Annotated in this window: 15 protein-coding genes; 4 read left to right on the top strand and 11 right to left on the bottom strand. The window is 69.5% G+C overall.

Features of this window, described 5'->3' with window-relative positions; all coding sequences use genetic code 11:
• Nucleotides 1–44: 44 nt before the first annotated feature.
• Complete coding sequence (locus tag ACIBL4_RS13180; RefSeq protein ID WP_399409280.1) at nt 45–737, top strand: DedA family protein; 693 nt, start codon at nt 45–47, stop codon at nt 735–737.
• On the opposite strand, the gene ACIBL4_RS13175 is transcribed toward ACIBL4_RS13180, so the two are convergent.
• The 3 genes from ACIBL4_RS13175 to ACIBL4_RS13165 all read right to left on the bottom strand — a co-directional run bounded on the left by ACIBL4_RS13175 (nt 734) and on the right by ACIBL4_RS13165 (nt 5,391).
• Nucleotides 734–1,546, bottom strand: a complete 813-nt coding sequence (locus ACIBL4_RS13175; protein ID WP_399409278.1) for an HAD family hydrolase — start codon at nt 1,544–1,546, stop codon at nt 734–736. The two genes, ACIBL4_RS13180 and ACIBL4_RS13175, sit on opposite strands and share 4 nt — an antisense overlap.
• Entirely contained in the window at nt 1,546–4,161 is a 2,616-nt protein-coding gene (locus ACIBL4_RS13170; RefSeq protein ID WP_399409276.1) for a phosphoribosyltransferase, read from the bottom strand. The genes ACIBL4_RS13175 and ACIBL4_RS13170 overlap by 1 nt, the downstream gene beginning before the upstream one ends.
• 63 nt (nt 4,162–4,224) lie before the next feature.
• Nucleotides 4,225–5,391 carry an HpcH/HpaI aldolase/citrate lyase family protein gene (locus tag ACIBL4_RS13165; RefSeq protein WP_399409274.1) on the bottom strand — a complete coding sequence of 389 codons (1,167 nt, stop codon included), beginning with the start codon at nt 5,389–5,391 and terminating at the stop codon, nt 4,225–4,227.
• Nucleotides 5,392–5,620: 229 nt separating this feature from the next.
• On the opposite strand from ACIBL4_RS13165, the gene ACIBL4_RS13160 reads away from it, so the two are divergent.
• Nucleotides 5,621–6,544: a TerD family protein gene (locus ACIBL4_RS13160; RefSeq protein WP_399409272.1), complete on the top strand. Its 924-nt coding sequence runs from the start codon at nt 5,621–5,623 to the stop codon at nt 6,542–6,544.
• Nucleotides 6,545–6,571: 27 nt separating this feature from the next.
• On the opposite strand, the gene ACIBL4_RS13155 is transcribed toward ACIBL4_RS13160, so the two are convergent.
• The 6 genes from ACIBL4_RS13155 to ACIBL4_RS13130 all read right to left on the bottom strand — a co-directional run bounded on the left by ACIBL4_RS13155 (nt 6,572) and on the right by ACIBL4_RS13130 (nt 11,149).
• Nucleotides 6,572–7,309 (bottom strand): Tellurium resistance, encoded by a 738-nt coding sequence (locus ACIBL4_RS13155; RefSeq protein WP_399409270.1) that lies wholly within the window; start codon nt 7,307–7,309, stop codon nt 6,572–6,574.
• 129 nt (nt 7,310–7,438) lie between these two features.
• Nucleotides 7,439–8,584: a DUF475 domain-containing protein gene (locus ACIBL4_RS13150; RefSeq protein ID WP_399409268.1), complete on the bottom strand. Its 1,146-nt coding sequence runs from the start codon at nt 8,582–8,584 to the stop codon at nt 7,439–7,441.
• Nucleotides 8,585–8,709: 125 nt separating this feature from the next.
• Nucleotides 8,710–9,285, bottom strand: a complete 576-nt coding sequence (locus ACIBL4_RS13145; RefSeq protein ID WP_356929080.1) for a TerD family protein — start codon at nt 9,283–9,285, stop codon at nt 8,710–8,712.
• A 121-nt stretch (nt 9,286–9,406) separates the two neighbouring features.
• Nucleotides 9,407–9,982: a calcium homeostasis/redox stress adaptation protein gene (locus ACIBL4_RS13140; RefSeq protein WP_399409266.1), complete on the bottom strand. Its 576-nt coding sequence runs from the start codon at nt 9,980–9,982 to the stop codon at nt 9,407–9,409.
• Nucleotides 9,983–10,129: 147 nt separating this feature from the next.
• Nucleotides 10,130–10,588 carry a peroxiredoxin gene (locus tag ACIBL4_RS13135; RefSeq protein ID WP_010048511.1) on the bottom strand — a complete coding sequence of 153 codons (459 nt, stop codon included), beginning with the start codon at nt 10,586–10,588 and terminating at the stop codon, nt 10,130–10,132.
• Between the two features lie 123 nt (nt 10,589–10,711).
• A complete protein-coding gene (locus ACIBL4_RS13130) occupies nt 10,712–11,149 on the bottom strand; it encodes a DUF3052 domain-containing protein (RefSeq protein ID WP_010048512.1) in 438 nt (145 codons plus the stop codon).
• Between the two features lie 459 nt (nt 11,150–11,608).
• Between ACIBL4_RS13130 and aceE the strand changes: the two genes are divergently transcribed.
• The gene (aceE, locus tag ACIBL4_RS13125) at nt 11,609–14,356 is read left to right on the top strand and encodes a pyruvate dehydrogenase (acetyl-transferring), homodimeric type (protein WP_399409264.1); all 2,748 of its coding nucleotides are present in this window, start codon (nt 11,609–11,611) and stop codon (nt 14,354–14,356) included.
• A gap of 83 nt (nt 14,357–14,439) precedes the next feature.
• Nucleotides 14,440–15,174 (top strand): potassium channel family protein, encoded by a 735-nt coding sequence (locus tag ACIBL4_RS13120; RefSeq protein ID WP_399409262.1) that lies wholly within the window; start codon nt 14,440–14,442, stop codon nt 15,172–15,174.
• 187 nt (nt 15,175–15,361) lie between these two features.
• Here ACIBL4_RS13120 and ACIBL4_RS13115 read toward each other — a convergent pair whose 3' ends face one another.
• Together ACIBL4_RS13115 and ACIBL4_RS13110 are read right to left on the bottom strand one after the other, a co-directional pair.
• A complete protein-coding gene (locus ACIBL4_RS13115; RefSeq protein ID WP_399409260.1) occupies nt 15,362–15,673 on the bottom strand; it encodes a small hydrophobic protein in 312 nt (103 codons plus the stop codon).
• Between the two features lie 235 nt (nt 15,674–15,908).
• The gene (locus ACIBL4_RS13110) at nt 15,909–17,534 is read right to left on the bottom strand and encodes an MFS transporter (RefSeq protein WP_399409258.1); all 1,626 of its coding nucleotides are present in this window, start codon (nt 17,532–17,534) and stop codon (nt 15,909–15,911) included.
• Nucleotides 17,535–17,631: the final 97 nt, after the last annotated feature.

The raw sequence follows: 17,631 nt of genomic DNA, 5'->3' as shown, positions 1-17,631 counted from the left end.
GTTTCCTCAGGAGTCCTTCAGCTTCGGTTCCCTAGCGTGGCGGCATGACAGCCATCGCAGCGGACGCCGGGCCGCAGTGGGTCAACGACCTGATGGACGCGCTGGGCGCGCCGGGTGCCGGTCTCGCCATCGCCCTGGAGAACCTGTTCCCGCCGCTGCCCAGCGAGGTGATCCTGCCGCTCGCCGGGTTCGCCGCGTCCAGCGGGCGGATGAGCCTGCTCGCGGTCCTGCTGTGGACGACGGCCGGCTCGGTGATCGGTGCCCTCGCGCTGTACGGCATCGGCGCGCTGCTCGGCCGTGACCGGACGGTGGCGATGGCGGCCCGGCTGCCGCTGGTGAAGGTCTCCGACATCGAGCGGACGGAGGCGTGGTTCCTGCGGCACGGCACCAAGGCCGTGTTCTTCGGCCGCATGATCCCGATCTTCCGCAGCCTGATATCCGTCCCGGCGGGTGTGGAACGCATGCGCCTGCCGGTGTTCCTGGGGCTGACCACGCTGGGCAGCGCGCTCTGGAACACGGCGTTCGTCCTCGCGGGCTACCTGCTGGGCGCGAACTGGCACCAGGTGACGGACATGGTCTCCGCGTACTCGAAGGTGGTGCTCATCGTGGCGGCCCTGGCGGTGGCGGCGTTCATCGGAGTACGGCTGCTACGACGCCCCGCAAGGGGCGCGGGGAACTGCGCGACGAGCCACAACGAACCCGCACACGCACGACCACCACACCCCCCGAGCTCCTAGGCGACACCCCGAACCGTCCGCAGAAGCTCCCGCAGGATCCGCTCCCCCGCAAGCACCCCCCGCTCGGGAAGCGCCCTGATCGCCGGAGCCGTCCAGTCGCTGTCCGCCAGCTCCCCGTGCCCCGGGCGCCAGCCCTGGTCGGCCGCGAGGAGCAGGTCGGCGTCGAGCAGGGAGTCACCGGCAGCCAGAGTGAGGTCCGCCCCGGTCCGCCGGGCGACCTCGCGCATCGCCGCGCTCTTCGTGAGCGGCTTGGGCACGGCGTAGATCTTGCGGCCCTGCAGGGACACGGTCCAGCCGCGGTTCTCCGCCCAGACCGCGAGTTCCTTCACCCAGTCCTCGTCGAGCAGTTCACGCTCGACGACGAGGTAGGCGAAGAGGTCGTCGGCGACGCGGTGCTTGCGCACCCAGACCGGGTCGGCGGCCCTGAGCAGGTGTTCCTGCACCTCGGCCAGCGGCGCGCACTGCTCGGCCAGCCGCGCGGTCACCTGCGCGTGCCAGTCGGGGTCGGACACGCCGTCCACCAGGATGTGGCCGCCGTTCGCGCAGATCGCGTAGGTGGGCGCGGGGCCCGGCAGATTGATGCGCAGGAACTGCTTGCGCGTGCGGGTCGTCGTCGGCACGAACACGGCCGCGTCGCCCAGGTCGGTGAGGAGCTGCGCCGCCGTCTCCGTCATGTACGACAGCGGTCTGCTCTCGTGCACCTCCACGCACAGCAGCCGGGGCGCCCGCGCGTCCGGCATGGTCAGCGCCAGAGCCGCGGCGGAGTAGATCAGGGTGCGGTCGAGGTCGCTCGCGACGAGTGCGGGCATCAGACCGTCACCGCCTTGCCGTCGGCGCCGGTCGCGCCCCGGGTGTACTTGGGGTGGATGAGGCCGACACAGGTGTAGGGCAGGTCGGCCACCTCCTCGACGGGCACGCCGCGTTGCCCGGCCAGCAGGCGGACGTGGTCGAGGTCGCTGCCCGCCCCGGCGCGTGCCAGGACCTTCCAGGGCACGCGGCGCAGCATCACGCGGGTGGTCTCGCCGACGCCGGGCTTGACGAGGTTCACGTCGTGGATGCCGTACTCCTCGCTGATGCGCTCGACGGCGGCCCAGCCCTCCCAGGTGGGCGAGCGGTCGGCGGCGAGCAGTTCCTTGGCCTGGGCGCAGGCGGCGTCCGTGACCTCGGGGAAGCGGGCGGAGACGGCTTCCAGGAAGGCCACCGAGACGTCGGTGCCGGCGAGTTCGCGGTAGAACTTCGCGCCGTGGAAGTCGTGCGGTCCGACCAGGTCGGCGCGCAGCACGGTCCGCGAGATCAGGCCGGACACGGTCGAGTTGAGGCAGGCGGAGGGGATGAGGAAGTCCTCGCGGGTGCCGTAGGTCCGTACGCAGGAGCCCGGGTCGGCCAGGACCGCGATCTCGGGGTCGAAGCCGGTGATGCCGTCGGACTTCTCGAACTCCTCCAGGGCCTGGGCGAGTTCGCGGGTGATGGCGCCCTTGCCGGTCCAGCCGTCGACGAAGACGACGTCCCGGGGGTCGTGGTGCCGGGCCAGCCAGCGCAGCGCGTTGGCGTCGATGCCGCGACCGCGGACGATCGACACGGCGTAGTGCGGCAGGTCGAGGCCGTGCCGGTGCCGGGCCCAGCGGCGCATGAGGATGCCGATCGGGGTGCCCGCGCGGGCGAGGGAGACCAGGACCGGGCGGGGCGACCGCTCGGCCAGGACGGTCTCGGTGACCACGCCGACCGCCTGGGCGATGCGGGCCGCCGAGTCCTCCAGCGCGGCGTGGAACAGCTCCTGGTACTGCTCGCTCGGCTGGTACTCCACGGGCAGCGACTCGGCGTAGTGCGCCCCGCCGCTCTGGATCGCCTCCTCGCGCTCCTCGGTCGGCGCCTCCAGCGTCACGTCCGAGAGGTCCTGGAGCAGCCAGCCGACCTCCTCGGGCGCGTACGAGGAGAAGGCGGGGCCGCGGAGGGGCTCGGGCAGCATGGAGGGCCTTTCGGGGGCGTGCGGGGCCTCGGGGGTGTACGACGGTACGACGGCGAGGAGGACCTGCGGCGTGTGCGCCGCGAGCTGCGCCAGCAGTCCGTCGGGCGCGTGCAGCGGGGGCGTGTCCGCGGCCGAGTCGACGACGGCGATCACGGCGTCGTAGCCGGCACCGGCGACGTTGTAGGCGTACCGCTCGCCCGGGCCGTCGGCGGGGTCGTCGTGGGCGGGGAAGACCAGGCGCGTGCGTATCGCGTAGCCCGGGTCGTCGACGGCCAGGACGGGCGAGCGGGTGGTGGTGGAGTAGCGCACGTCCGCGCCGACCGCCTGTTCCAGCTCCCGGGCCAGCCTGAGCGGGGCGTACATCAGCTCCTCGAAGCCGAGGACGAGCACGCGGCGGGCATCGGCGGGCAGGGCGTCGGCGAGCCGGGCGGCCATGCCGGGCAGGGCGGCCTCCAGGCGCTCCCGGTGCGCGGGGGTGAAGCCGTGCCGGCCGCCGTCCGGCAGGCCCTCGGGCCAGCGCAGGTCTATGCGGGTGACGTGGGGGTGGGCACGGTTGTCGTCCGGCTGCGGGCCGGTGGGGGCTGTTCGCGCAGTTCCCCGCGCCCCTAGCGCGTTGGCTGCAACGCCCTCAAGGGGCGCGGGGAACTGCGCGACCGGCCACGACGGCGCCGCAGCCGACGAACCACCCTCCGCGGCACTCTCCGCCTCGTACCGCGCCACCAGCTCCCGCCCCCTCTCCAGCACCCCCTCCGGCAGCCGTACGGTCCCCGAGGCCGCCGCGACCAGGTCCACGCGGGCGCCGATCTCCCCGGCGAACTCCTCCAGCCGACCCGCGTCGGCCGCGGACCGCATATCCACCAGCGCCACCACGACGTACCGCCGCCGCGGATACCGCTCATGAAGATCCCGGACGGTATTCAGCACGGTGTTCCCCGTGGAGAACTCGTCGTCGACCAGCACCAGCGGCCCGTCGCCGGTGAGCAGCGCGGGGTCCTCCGGCAGGAGCAGGTGCGAGGTCGCGTGCGAGTGGGACTCCTCGAAGCCGCCGGCCGGGGCGAGGCCGGCGACGGGGCGGCGGGTGGAGTGCAGGTAGGGTGCGGCGCCCAGTCCGTCGGCGACGGAGTGGCCGAGTCCCGTCGCGGTCTCCGCGTAGCCGAGGACGACGGCGCGGCGCGCCTCGTCGGCGCCCAGCAGTTCACGCACCCGGCGGCCCAGTTCGAAGCCGTAGCCGTAGACCACGGACGGCGACTGCGGGACGTGCTTGCCGAGTACGTTCGACACCAGCAGGTGGGCCCGCTTGGGGTTGCGGCGCAGTGCCAGCCCGAGCAGGCCGGTCAGCCGGTCGTCGCCGATGAGCTCGACGCCGAGCCGCTCGGCGACCCAGCTGCCCGACCAGACACCGTCGCCATCGCCGTCGCGCACCTGGTCACGCACCCCCACGTTCACTGCCTTCTCCATGAATTCCCTGCTTCGATGCCGCCGGTCTCCCCGGCGAGCCTGCGTTCCTCGGATGCCGTGCCTTCAGTCGAGCAGGCCGGCCGCCAGCAGCTCCACGAAGCCGATGTCCTCGTTCGCCACGCCGAAAACCTCGGCGCGCAGCAGGGTCCGCTCGGCCCAGGCCCGATGCGGCTTCACCTCGTTCATCTTGTTCGTGTACGCCGACCTCAGCACACCCCCGCCGCCGCGCTCCGGGCGCAGGATGTCCTGGGCGTCCGAGAACTCCTCGTGGCTGACGACCGACAGGGCGTGCACGGGCAGCACGTGCGAGGGGTGGATGCAGGTCTTGCCCAGCAGTCCGTTGGCCTGGTCCAGGGAGATCTCCCTGAGCAGGCCGTCCATGGCGTGCTCAATCAGCTTCTCGCGCAGTTCCGCGGCCTGCACCTCAAGGAAGGGACTCTGCCGCAGCAGCGGCTTGAACATGCGCTCCTGGACCCGGAAGTACTCCCACACCGGCCCGGTCACGGTGAAGCCGGTCCCGTCGGCGCGGCCCAGCATGTTCACCACGTCGGCGATCACGGAAGCGACGATCTGCACGTCGTAGGCCGTCATGTCGGGGCCTCTGCGCAGCCCGTAGGAGGAGCAGAAGTCCGTCACGCCGAGGCGCAGGGCGAGGACGCGGTCGCGGTACTTGTCGACCGCCCGGAAGATGCCCTCCAGGGTCGCCACGCGCGACTCGCGGTAGAGCAGCTCCGGCGACTCCAGCACCGGCATGGCGAAAAGGCGACGGCCGCCTTCGGCCTCGGCGGTCGCCAGCGCCTCCAGGAAGGGGATGCCGCGTTCCTCGGTGAACTTCGGCAGTACGAATCCGGACAGCAGCCGGACGGCGGGCCCGAGGCGTCGCACCAGATCCGGTATCTGCTCGGGTACGCGGACCCGGATGAAGAGCAGCGGCAGGTCCGCGCCCGGGCGGTCGGCGAGGGCCGTGAGCTGGCGGACGAGGTTCTCCTCGCCCGGGCCGACCTCCGCGTCGTCGATCGAGTCCTCCAGGCACAGGACCATGGAGACCACGCCGCGACCGGCCTGCTTGAGGATGTCGTCGGCGAGGCGGGTCCGGGTGGCCGGGCTGTAGAGCGTGGCGCCGAGGGCGGCCGAGAGCAGCCAGCCCGGCGAATCCGCGGTGAACGTACACGGCTCGCGGTAGAAGAGACGCTTCCGCACCTCAGGGGCGATGTGCCCGAAATGCCGCATGGAACTCCCCCGTGGTGGTTGTGCGACCTGCGAATCGTCGAAAGCTGGCCGGTAATAGTACGTAGAAGTCCATGGCAGAGGTTCCCGTCAGGCATGAATTTCAGGTAACGCGGGCAAGCACAGCCGGGCCCGGCCATGACGACGGTAGTCCCCGAGGGCCGTCGGCGCCGCTCGGGGTACCTCGGGCCCCGCGTTGTCGTGAGCAGGACCGAGAAGGCAGGATGACCGCATGACGCACGCGATGCTGAAGGGGTCGAACGTCCCGCTGGAAGCCACCACGGTGCGCGCCGTGCTGCGCTGGACACCCGGGCAGGGGGTTCCGGACGTCGACGCCTCCGCGCTGCTCCTCGGCCCCGACGGTCATGTGCGCTCCGACGAGGACTTCGTTTTCTACAACCAGCCCCGGCACCCTTCCGGGAAGGTGTGGCGGCTCGGCAAGAAGCGGGTCACCGAGGGCCTGACCGACACGATCCAGACAGATCTCGCCGGTGTCGAGTCGGGAGTCAGCCGGATTCTGCTGGTCGCTTCGGCGGACGGCGTCACGTTCGACCACGTACGGGCCCTGCGCATCCTGCTGTACGACGCGGCGGGCTCCGGCGCGGAGGCTCTGGCGTACTTCGACGTCAAGCCGGAGACGGGCCAGGAGACCGCGCTGATCTGCGGTGAGCTGTACCGGCGCGGGGAGGGCTGGAAGTTCCGGGCGCTGGGCGAGGGCTATTCGAACGGGCTTCAGGGGCTCGCGACCGACTACGGCATCTCGGTGGACGAGTCGGAGGCGATGGAGGAGACGGACAGGCAGCCGGCGACCGCCGACCCGGCACAGTCCACGACCTCCGCCACGACCCAGCAGCCCCCGGCCACGACCCAGCAGCCCGCCCCCGAGGTGTCCCGGCCGCTGCCGCCGGAGCAGCCGACCGTGGTGCCCCCGCAGCCCGCGTACGGCTATCCGCCCCAGCAGCCCCCGGCGACCCAGCCGGCGTACGGCTACCCGCAGCCCGCCGGCCAGCCCGCCTACGGCTACCCGCAGACACCGGCGACCGCGGGCGTCACCGGGGCCCAGTCCGGCTACGGCTACCCGGAGCCGGTCGCGGCCCCGGCCCCCGACCCGGACTTCCGCCTGCCCCCGCAGGGCCCGCAGTTCATCGGACGCTAGGCAGGACCAGTACTCGAGGGGGTCCGCCTAGCGCTCGACCTTCGTCTTGTAGCCCCGGCCCCACTGGAGCCCCCAGCCGTACAACCGGTCCAGCTCGGCCTGGAAGCCGTAGACGAACTTCGCCTCGCGGCGCACGATGATCTCGTCCTTGACCTTCTCGATCATGACGACGGCGCAGGAGCGGGCCTGCGGCTGGCGTTCGTCGAGGTGGATCTCGATGCGGGGGCCGTTGCTCGGGTAGAGGGTGACGATGGCGTGGGCGCGGTCGAAGGCGGGTGTCGCGTCGTAGATGTAGACGAAGACCAGGAGCCGCTTGATGCTGTCGCGGTGGTCGAGGTTGATGTACATCGTCTCGCCGGACGCGGAGCCGAAGCGGTCGTCGCCGCTGAGCTTGACGTACGGCGGGGCGTTGACGTCGCCGAAGTAGCCGCCGAGGGGCTGGACGACGCCCTTGCTGCCGTCCTGGAGCTCGTACAGACAGCCCAGGTCGAGGTCGACGTTGACCACGCTCTGGCTGTGGCCGATGACCTCGGGCGGTTTGAGTGCCCTGAAGGGGTGCCGCAGCAGGCTCTCGCGCTGCGGGCCGCCGATGTCGGAGGTGCGCATCCGCCAGCTCAGGTTGACCCGGAGATGGCCGGTGGCCGCGCCCTGTTTGGTGAGTGATATCTGCGCGCGCCGCTTGGTCAGCTCGATCGCGTTGGTTGCCGCGTGCCCCGAGTCGAACTGCACATCGTGCCCGCGCCGGAGTCCGTCGAACAGGCCCATTCCGCCCCCACGTTCCCTAGGTGACCGCGGGTCCTCGCCGTACCCGCGGCCCTTGACGACCGACGGGGCGGCCCCGAGGAGTCACCTCGGTGGCCGCCCCGCACAGAGCGTTCCTCACCCGGAGGGGTGTCACACCCCGGACGAGACCTCAGTCTTCTCGTCCGAGCCGGCTTTTCCCTCGGCCGCCGCCAGTGCCTTGTTGCGGCGGACGGAGGACCAGAAGGAGGCGGCGATCAGGACGACGCCGATGAGGCCGGTGACGATCTCGTTGATCTGGTACTGGATGGTGACCAGCAGGATCATGGCGAGCGCGCCGATGGCGTAGTGCGCGCCGTGCTCCAGGTAGACGTAGTCGTCGAGGGTGCCCTGGCGGACCAGGTAGACCGTCAGCGACCGGACGTACATGGCGCCGATGCCGAGGCCGAGGGCCATCAGGACGATGTCGTTGGTAATGGCGAAGGCGCCGATGACGCCGTCGAAGGAGAAGGACGCGTCCAGGACCTCGAGGTAGAGGAACATGAAGAAGGCGGCCTTGCCGGCCAGCTGGACCGCGGAGCGGGGCTTGCCGCTGCGCTCGGCTTCTTCCTCCGCCTCGTGCTCCCGCTCCTCCTCCTCTTCGAGCTTGTCCTCGAAGTAGCCGGAGAGACCGCCGACGATCATGTACGTGATCAGACCGGCGATGCCGGAGAGCAGGACCGTCTCGGCCTTGTCGACGTGCGTGCCGCCGTGCTGGTGGGCGTGGGTCGCGAAGGTCATTGCCGAGATCAGCAGGACGATCAGCGCGATGCAGACCGACAGCATGTCGACCTTGCCGAGCTTGGACAGCGGGCGCTCGAGCCAGCCGAGCCACTTGATGTCCCGGTCCTCGAAGATGAAGTCGAGGAAGATCATCAGCAGGAACATACCGCCGAAGGCGGCGATCGCCGGGTGGGCGTCCGTCACGAGCTGCTGGTACTGGTCCTTGTCGCTCAGGGCGAGGTCGACGGCCTCGATGGGGCCCAGCTGGGCGCTGATCGCGACGATCACGACAGGGAAGACCAGGCGCATACCGAAGACGGCGATCAGAATGCCGATCGTGAGGAAGATCTTCTGCCAGAAGGCATTCATCTTCTTCAGGATCCCGGCGTTGACCACCGCGTTGTCGAAGGACAGCGAGATCTCGAGGACGGAGAGGATCGCGACGATGCCGAGCGCGGTCCACCCGCCGAACAGGACCGCCGCGACCAGGCCGAGCGCGGTGACCGCGAACGACCACCCGAAGGTTTTCAGAACCACTGGCTACCCAATCGTGTGTGTACGGGGCTCCCCCGCGCCGTACCCGGCTTTACGAACTTTTGAAGCCGAAGTCTAGTCGGCCCCCCTCCGCACCCCACCGGGCCCTGGTTTTTGCTCATATCGCGTTACGTGACGTTGACCCCGAAGTCCAGTGCGATGCCCCGCAGTCCCGACGCGTACCCCTGCCCGACGGCCCTGAACTTCCATTCGCCCTGGTAGCGATAGACCTCACCGAAGATCATCGCGGTCTCGGTGGAGGCGTCCTCACTGAGGTCGTAGCGGGCGAGTTCCTGGCCGTCCGCCTGGTTCACCACGCGGATGAAGGCATTGCTGACCTGGCCGAAGGTCTGGTTCCGCTCGTCGGCCATGTGGATGGAGACGGGAAAGACGATCTTGTCGCACTGGGGCGGCACCTTGGAGAGGTCGATCAGGAGCGACTCGTCGTCGCCGTCGCCCTCACCGGTGAGGTTGTCACCGGTGTGCTCCACGGAACCGTCCGGACTCTTGAGCTGGTTGTAGAACACGAACCACTCGTCCCCGAGCACGCGGCCGCCGCTGCACATCAGCGCGCTGGCGTCGAGGTCGAACGGGGCTCCGGTGGTGGAGCGCGCGTCCCAGCCGAGCCCGATCATCACCTGAGTGAGGTTCGGTGCGGCCTTGGACAGGGAGACGTTGCCCCCTTTGGCGAGCGTGACGCCCATGATGCTGTCCCTCCCCGGGTGGTATTTCTCAGGTGGTCCTGCACGTCCGGCGCCGCACGTAAACCGTGCGGCGCCGGACAGGAAGACCTGGGGGCCCTGTCGCCAGGGCCCGTCAGATGGCTCAGACGTTCACACCGAAGTCCTGCGCGATGCCGCGCAGGCCCGAGGCGTAGCCCTGGCCGATGGCGCGGAACTTCCACTCCGCGCCGTGCCGGTAGAGCTCACCGAAGACCATGGCGGTCTCGGTGGAGGCGTCCTCGCTGAGGTCGTAGCGGGCGATCTCGGCGCCGCCGGCCTGGTTCACGACGCGGATGAACGCGTTGCGGACCTGGCCGAAGGACTGCTGGCGGGTCTCGGCGTCGTAGATGGAGACCGGGAAGACGATCTTCTCGACGTCGGCCGGGACCGCGGCCAGGTTGACCTTGATCTGCTCGTCGTCGCCCTCGCCCTCACCGGTGAGGTTGTCGCCGGTGTGCTCGACGGAGCCGTCGGGGCTCTTGAGGTTGTTGAAGAAGACGAAGTGCTGGTCGCTGGCGACCTTGCCGGAGTTGTTCAGCAGCAGCGCGCTGGCGTCCAGGTCGAAGTCGGTGCCGGTCGTGGTGCGGACGTCCCACCCCAGACCGACGATGACCGCGGTCAGGCCCGGCGCCTCCTTGGTCAGCGATACGTTGCCGCCCTTGCTGAGGCTGACTCCCACGAGTCCTCCATTGGTGTCCGGGGGCGGGATGCCCCGTTGTGCTCGGATGTCGGATCAACGAGTCGATCCTAGTGACGGGTTCCCGCCCCACGCAGGCCCTGAAGCCGATAATTCAGCGGGTGTCGAGCGCATGACGCCCGACCGGCGTCACAGGGTGTCGAGCGCCTTCACGTAGTCGTTCAGGTCGCGCGCGTCCGGCAGGCCGTTGACGACCGTCCAGCGCACGACGCCCTCCTTGTCGATGACGAAGGTGCCGCGCACGGCGCAGCCCTTGTCCTCGTCGAAGACGCCGTAGGCGCGCGAGACGTTGCCGTGCGGCCAGAAGTCCGAGAGCAGCGGGTACTCCAGGCCCTCCTGCTCGGCGAAGACGCGCAGGGTGTGGATGGAGTCGTTGGAGACGGCGAGCAGCTGGGTGTCGCGGTCGGAGAACTGCGGCAGGTTGTCCCGCAGCTCGCACAGCTCACCCGTGCACACGCCGGTGAAGGCGAAGGGGTAGAAGAGCAGCACCACGTTCTTCCGACCGCGGAAGTCGGACAGCTTCACGCTCGCGCCGTGGTTGTCCTTGAGCTCGAAGTCGGGGGCCTTCTCGCCGACCTGGATCGCCATCGTTGTGGGTGTCCCTTCGTGGGGCTTCTCGAATGGGCCCCACCCTACGCAGGGACCGGCGCAGACCGGTGGGCGGGCCGACGATGCCGGCCCGCCCCTCCGAACGGCTGACGTGCGGTACGGCTAACGCTTCGACTTGGCGGCCTTCGGCGTCGCCAGCCGGCTGCCGCTCCAGTCCTTGCCGACGCTGACGCTCTTGGACGCCGTCAGACCCGCCGTGGTGGCGGCTTCCGAGATGTCGCTCGGCTCCACATAGCCCGAACGGCCGGTCTTCGGCGTGAGGAGCAGGATCGCACCGCCCTCTTCGATGTACGTGGTGGCATCGACCAGCGCATCCGTCAGGTCGCCGTCGTCGTCACGGAACCACAGCACAACGGCGTCGGCCACGTCGTCGTAGTCCTCGTCCACCAGGTCGCCCTCGACGATGCCCTCGATGGCCTCGCGGAGTTCCTGGTCCACGTCGTCGTCGTAGCCGATCTCCTGGACCACCTGCCCGGGCTGGAACCCCAGCCTGGCGGCAGGGTTCGTCCGCTCCTCCGCGTGGTCCGCGGTCGCGCTCACGGGTTGCCTCCTGATCATTTCTTGGGATGTCGGAACCCCCTGCTCCTGTGAGCTCGGGGGAATCTCAGCCACGCGCGTGCGCGAAGCATTGGCCGTAGTCCACACGGGCGGGGCGGATCGCGCAAGTACCCGGCCGTTCAGACCGCCGAAACGGTGACGATCCTGGCGGTGTCACCGCAACTCCAGGCACACCATCATGGTCCGAGGTGACGCACACCACACCTTTCTGCCCTGTTTGGGCGTTTGGGAATCGTCTGGGGGTACGAGACTCGAAGGTATTCACCCCATACGTCACGGAGCCGGTCCCACGCCCGGGTTACCGCTGGGTAGAGATGACGTTTACGGCCCCGAGGTGGACCATGGGGAGCGGCGCGGCCCTAGGCGCCCCTAAGCGACAACGCCCGGCGACGACAGCGAAACAAGCGGCCCTCGCAGGCCCTCTGACAGGTAAGGAACAGCGTGGCTTCCGCATCCGATCGCAACCCGATCATCATTGGCGGCCTTCCGAGTCAGGTTCCTGACTTCGATCCCGAAGAGACGCAGGAGTGGCTCGACTCCCTCGACGCCGCCGTCGACGAGCGCGGCCGTGAGCGCGCCCGCTATCTGATGCTGCGGCTGATCGAGCGGGCCCGCGAGAAGCGCGTGGCCGTGCCGGAGATGCGCAGCACGGACTACGTCAACACCATCCCCACCAAGAGCGAGCCGTTCTTCCCGGGCAACGAGGAGATCGAGCGGAAGGTCCTCAACGCGACCCGCTGGAACGCGGCCGTGATGGTCTCCCGGGCCCAGCGTCCGGGCATCGGCGTCGGCGGCCACATCGCCACGTTCGCCTCCTCCGCCTCGCTCTACGACGTCGGCTTCAACCACTTCTTCCGCGGCAAGGACGAGGGCGACGGCGGCGACCAGGTCTTCTTCCAGGGCCACGCCTCGCCGGGCATCTACGCCCGCGCCTTCCTGCTGGACCGGCTCAGCGAGCAGCACCTGGACGGCTTCCGCCAGGAGAAGTCGAAGGCGCCGTACGCGCTGTCGTCGTACCCGCACCCGCGGTCGATGCCGGACTTCTGGGAGTTCCCGACGGTGTCGATGGGCCTCGGCCCGATCGGCGCGATCTACCAGGCGCGCATGAACCGCTACATGGAGGCGCGCGGGATCGCCGACACCTCCAAGTCGCACGTGTGGGCGTTCCTCGGCGACGGCGAGATGGACGAGCCGGAGTCGCTGGGCCAGCTGTCCATCGCCGCGCGCGAGGGCCTGGACAACCTCACGTTCGTCGTCAACTGCAACCTCCAGCGCCTCGACGGACCGGTGCGCGGCAACGGAAAGATCATCCAGGAGCTGGAGTCGATCTTCCGCGGCGCCGGCTGGAACGTGATCAAGCTGGTCTGGGACCGCACCTGGGACCCGCTGCTCGCCCAGGACCGCGACGGCGTGCTGGTCAACAAGATGAACACCACGCCCGACGGACAGTTCCAGACGTACGCCACGGAGACGGGCGCGTACATCCGCGACCACTTCTTCGGCGACGACCACCGGCTGCGGGCGATGGTCGAGAACATGACCGACGACCAGATCCTGCACCTGGGGCGCGGCGGTCACGACCACCGGAAGATCTTCGCGGCGTACAAGGCGGCCGTGGAGCACAAGGGCCAGCCGACGGTGATCCTCGCCAAGACGATCAAGGGCTGGACGCTGGGCCCGAACTTCGAGGGCCGCAACGCCACGCACCAGATGAAGAAGCTCACGGTCGACGACCTCAAGCGCTTCCGCGACCGTCTCCACCTGCCGATCTCCGACAAGGAGCTGGAGTCCGGCGTGCCGCCGTACTACCACCCGGGCCGGGAGTCGGAGGAGATCCAGTACATGCACGACCGCCGCAAGTCGCTCGGCGGTTACGTCCCCACGCGCGTCGTGCGGTCCAAGCCGCTGCCGCTGCCTGAGGAAAAGACGTACGCGACCGTGAAGAAGGGCTCGGGCCAGCAGTCGATCGCCACGACGATGGCCTTCGTACGCCTGCTCAAGGACCTCATGCGGGACAAGGAGATCGGCAAGCGGTTCGTGCTGATCGCGCCGGACGAGTACCGCACGTTCGGCATGGACTCGTTCTTCCCGAGCGCGAAGATCTACAACCCGCTCGGCCAGCAGTACGAGTCGGTCGACCGCGATCTGCTGCTCGCCTACAAGGAGGCGCCGAACGGCCAGATGCTGCACGACGGCATCTCGGAGGCGGGCTGCACGGCATCCCTGATCGCCGCCGGCTCGGCCTACGCGACCCACGGCGAGCCGCTGATCCCGGTCTACGTCTTCTACTCGATGTTCGGTTTCCAGCGCACCGGCGACCAGTTCTGGCAGATGGCCGACCAGCTGGCGCGCGGTTTCGTCCTGGGTGCGACCGCCGGCCGGACGACCCTGACCGGTGAGGGCCTCCAGCACGCCGACGGCCACTCGCAGCTGCTGGCCTCCACCAACCCCGGCTGCGTGGCGTACGACCCGGCGTTCGGCTTCGAGATCGCGCACATCGTCAAGGACGGCCTGCGCCGGATGTACGGCGGCTCCGAGGAGCACCCGCACGGCGAGGACGTCTTCTACTACCTGACCGTCTACAACGAGCCGATCCAGCACCCGGCCGAGCCCGAGAACGTGGACGTCGAGGGCATCCTCAAGGGCGTCCACCGCTTCAGCGAGGGCACGGCCGGCTCGATCCCGGCGCAGATCATGGCGTCGGGTGTCGCGGTGCCGTGGGCGGTCGAGGCGCAGAAGATCCTCGCGGAGGACTGGAACGTCAAGGCCGACGTCTGGTCGGCGACCTCCTGGAACGAGCTGCGGCGCGAGGCCGTGGCCTGCGAGGAGCACAACCTGCTGCACCCCGAGGAGGAGCAGCGGGTGCCGTACGTGACGCGGAAGCTGGCGGGCGCGGAGGGCCCGGTCGTGGCCGTGTCCGACTGGATGCGATCGGTTCCGGACCAGATCGCGCGCTGGGTGCCGCAGACGTACCAGTCGCTCGGCGCGGACGGCTTCGGCTTCGCTGACACGCGGGGCGCCGCCCGCCGCTTCTTCCACATCGACGCGCAGTCGATCGTGGTGGCGGTGCTGACCGAGCTGGCCCGTGAGGGCAAGGTCGACCGGTCGGTGCTCAAGCAGGCCATCGACCGGTATCAGCTGCTCGACGTGTCGGCGGCCGACCCGGGGGTCGCGGGCGGCGACGCGTAGCACGACGGAGTTTGTCAAGGGGTGGTGAGCCTCACGGGTACACCGTGGGCACACCGCCCCTTCACCTTTTCTACGATTCGGCCATGCAGCAGCAGTCGGCCCAACTCCGTTGGGAACAGCACACACAGCGGCCCCTGTTCGGCCTGGCCCTGGTCTTCGCCGTCGCCTATGCCGTGCCGATCGTCCGTCCCGACGCGAGCCGGGACGTGGTGGAGGTGTGCACGGCCGTCGAGTGGGTGGTGTGGGGCGCGTTCGCGCTCGACTACGTCATACGGCTCGCGCTCGCCGAGCAGCGGCTGGTGTTCGTCCGGACGCACTGGCTCGACCTGGGCGCGGTGTTGCTGCCGATGCTGCAGCCGATGCGGTTGCTGCGGCTGGTGTCGACGCTGCTGCTGGTCGGGCAGCGGGCGCGGATGGCCTCGCAGATAAGGCTCACGACGTATGTCGTCGGTGCGGTGGTCGGGCTGCTGATGTTCGGGTCGCTGGCGGTGCTGTCGGTGGAGCGGGACTCACCGGACGGGAACATCCGGACGCTCGGTGACGCGGTGTGGTGGTCGTTCACGACGATGACGACCGTGGGGTACGGGGATCATGCGCCGACGACCGGGCTGGGGCGGATGCTCGCGGTGGGCCTGATGCTGTCCGGGATCGCCCTGCTGGGTGTGGTGACGGCGAACATCGCGGCGTGGTTCATCGCGCGGTTCGAGAAGGACGATGTGGAGGAGCGGCGGCAGACGGAGGCGATACGGGAGCTGACGGAGGAGGTTCGGGCGTTGCGGGGGGAGTTGGCGGCGTTGAAGGGAACGTCCGTGGAGTAGCCCTCGGCGTTGACGCCCGGGGCGGGTGGGTGCGCAGCCCGGCGGGGCGGGGTGCCGCTGCGCCCACCCGTGCCGCCCTGGGGGTACCTCCCAGGCCCTTGAGGCACTGGAGGAGGAACGATTGTCCGCAGCTACGAAAGGTGGGCCCCCGGCCTGTGGCCAGGGGCCCTTCCCTCAGTTCCCCGGGTCAGAACAGCATGCCGTTGCCCGGGGTTGTCGCTCCTGCCAGCCAGATGATGGCCATGAGCGTGTCGATGGCGCCCAGGACCAGGGCGGCCACGGCCGTGGCCGGGCGGGAACCCGCCCACGTGCGGCCCATGGCGAGCCAGCCGCAGACGATCGCCACGGGGCCGAGGATGATCCCCAGCACGAAGAATCCGGCGACCGCGCAGATGACTCCGATGATTCCGAGCGTCGCGCGATCCGGCCCGGTCCGTGACCACGTCCGGCCACGTGAGCGGGGGTGCCTGCGCGTACCGTGTCCGAAGCTCGCCATCATCAACTCCCGTAAACCCTCAGTTGGTTGGGGTTCCGTTCGGGTACGACATGGCGAGTACCCCCAAATGTGGGCTCAATCCCGCTGCTTGCGCGCCGCCCCCCTCCGGCAGCGCGCCGCAGCGTCCGCCCTCCATGCCCTGCGGAGGACTTGACCCACTGTGACCTGCGATGCCCGCCGAAGGGGAGGGGTCGGCGGTTTTGTTCACCCTGATAGGCGAACACCCGGGATTCGACCGTCAGATGTGCGCGGCGCCCGCGCCGGCGCCCGCGTTCTCACCGCGCTTGGTGAGGAACGCCACCAGCACCGCCACCACGGCGACGCCGCAGGCGACGAGGGACGCCGCGCTCATGCCGGAGATGAACGTGTCGTGCGCCACGCCCGTGATCTTCGCGGCGATGGCGTCCGGCGTCCCCGGCGCCACCGGCGGGACACCGACCTGGACGGCCTCGGACGCCTGGTGCTCCTGCTCCGGGGTGAGCGGCGGGAGCCCCGCCTTCGTCCAGTTGTCCATGAGGTCGCTGTTGACCTTGGAGGCCATCACGGCACCGAGCACGGCCGTACCGAGGCTGCCGCCGATCTGCATGGCGGCCTGCTGGAGACCGCCCGCGACACCCGACAGCTCCATCGGGGCGTTGCCGACGATGACTTCGGTCGCGCCGACCATGACCGGGGCGAGGCCGAGGCCGAGCAGGGCGAACCAGAGCGACATGATGCCGCTGCCGGTGTCCGTCTCCAGCGTCGACATCCCGTACATGGCGATCGCGGTGAGCGCCATACCGCCCGCGAGCGGGACGCGGGGGCCGAACTTGGTGATCATCGCGCCGGCGAGCGGCGAGCCGACGATCATCATGCCGGTGAGCGGCAGCAGGTGCAGACCGGCGTCGACCGGGCCCATGCCGTGCACGTTCTGCAGGTAGAACGTCACGAAGAACAGGCCGCCCATGAAGGCGATGGCCATCAGGACCATGAGCACCACACCCGCGGACAGCGCCACGGAGCGGAACAACGCGAGCGGGATCAGCGGCTCCTTCACCTTCGTCTCCCAGAAGGCGAACAGCGCGAAGCCCAGCACGGAGGCGCCGAGGAACGCCAGCGTCTTGGCGTCGCCCCAGCCCCACTCGGACGGCGGGGCCTTGATGAGCGCCCACACCAGGCAGAACACGGAGGTCGACAGCAGGGCGATGCCCAGGATGTCGAAGGAGCGCGGGGCGTTCTCGGCGCGGTGGTCGAGGAGGATCCAGACGCCGAGGACGACGGCGAGGACACCGACCGGCACATTGATGAAGAACACCGACTGCCAGCTGACGTGCTCGACGAGCACGCCGCCGAGGATCGGGCCGCCGGCGGTGGACGCGCCGATGACCATGCCCCAGATGCCGATCGCCATGTTGAGCTTCTCGGCCGGGAAGGTGGCCCGCAGCAGGCCGAGCGCGGCCGGCATCAGCAGCGCGCCGAAGAGGCCCTGCAGGACGCGGAAGGTGACGACCAGCGCGATGCTGTCGGACAGACCGATGGCCCCCGAGGCGGCGGCGAAGCCGACGACGCCGATGAGGAAGGTCTGCCGGTGACCGAAGCGGTCGCCGAGCTTGCCCGCGGTGATCAGGGAGACCGCGAGGGCGAGGAAGTATCCGTTGGTGATCCACTGGACCTGGGCGAAGGTGGCGCCCAGGTCCTTCTGTATCGCGGGGTTGGCTATGGCCACGATGGTGCCGTCGAGGGCCACCATCATGACCCCCACTGCGACGGTGATCAGGGTGAGCCACGGGTGCCCTCGCAGCCCCTTGCCCGGCGTCGCGTCCGACGGCGTCGCCGGTGGCTTGCCCCCCGACCCCGTCGTGTCGATGGTGGTCTGACTAGTCATCCTTCGAGGCTAATGACAGTCACTGACAATTGACAAACCAATTCACAAGCCGGTAACTGACACGGCACCTTCCCTATAGCCTGAACTGGGCAAACAC

It is taken from the genome of Streptomyces sp. NPDC050416 (assembly GCF_044458845.1).
In the GTDB taxonomy this organism is placed as follows: Bacteria; Actinomycetota; Actinomycetes; order Streptomycetales; family Streptomycetaceae; genus Streptomyces.
Note: the sequence above shows the minus strand (reverse complement) of the source record. Positions and strands in the feature narration are given on the sequence as shown.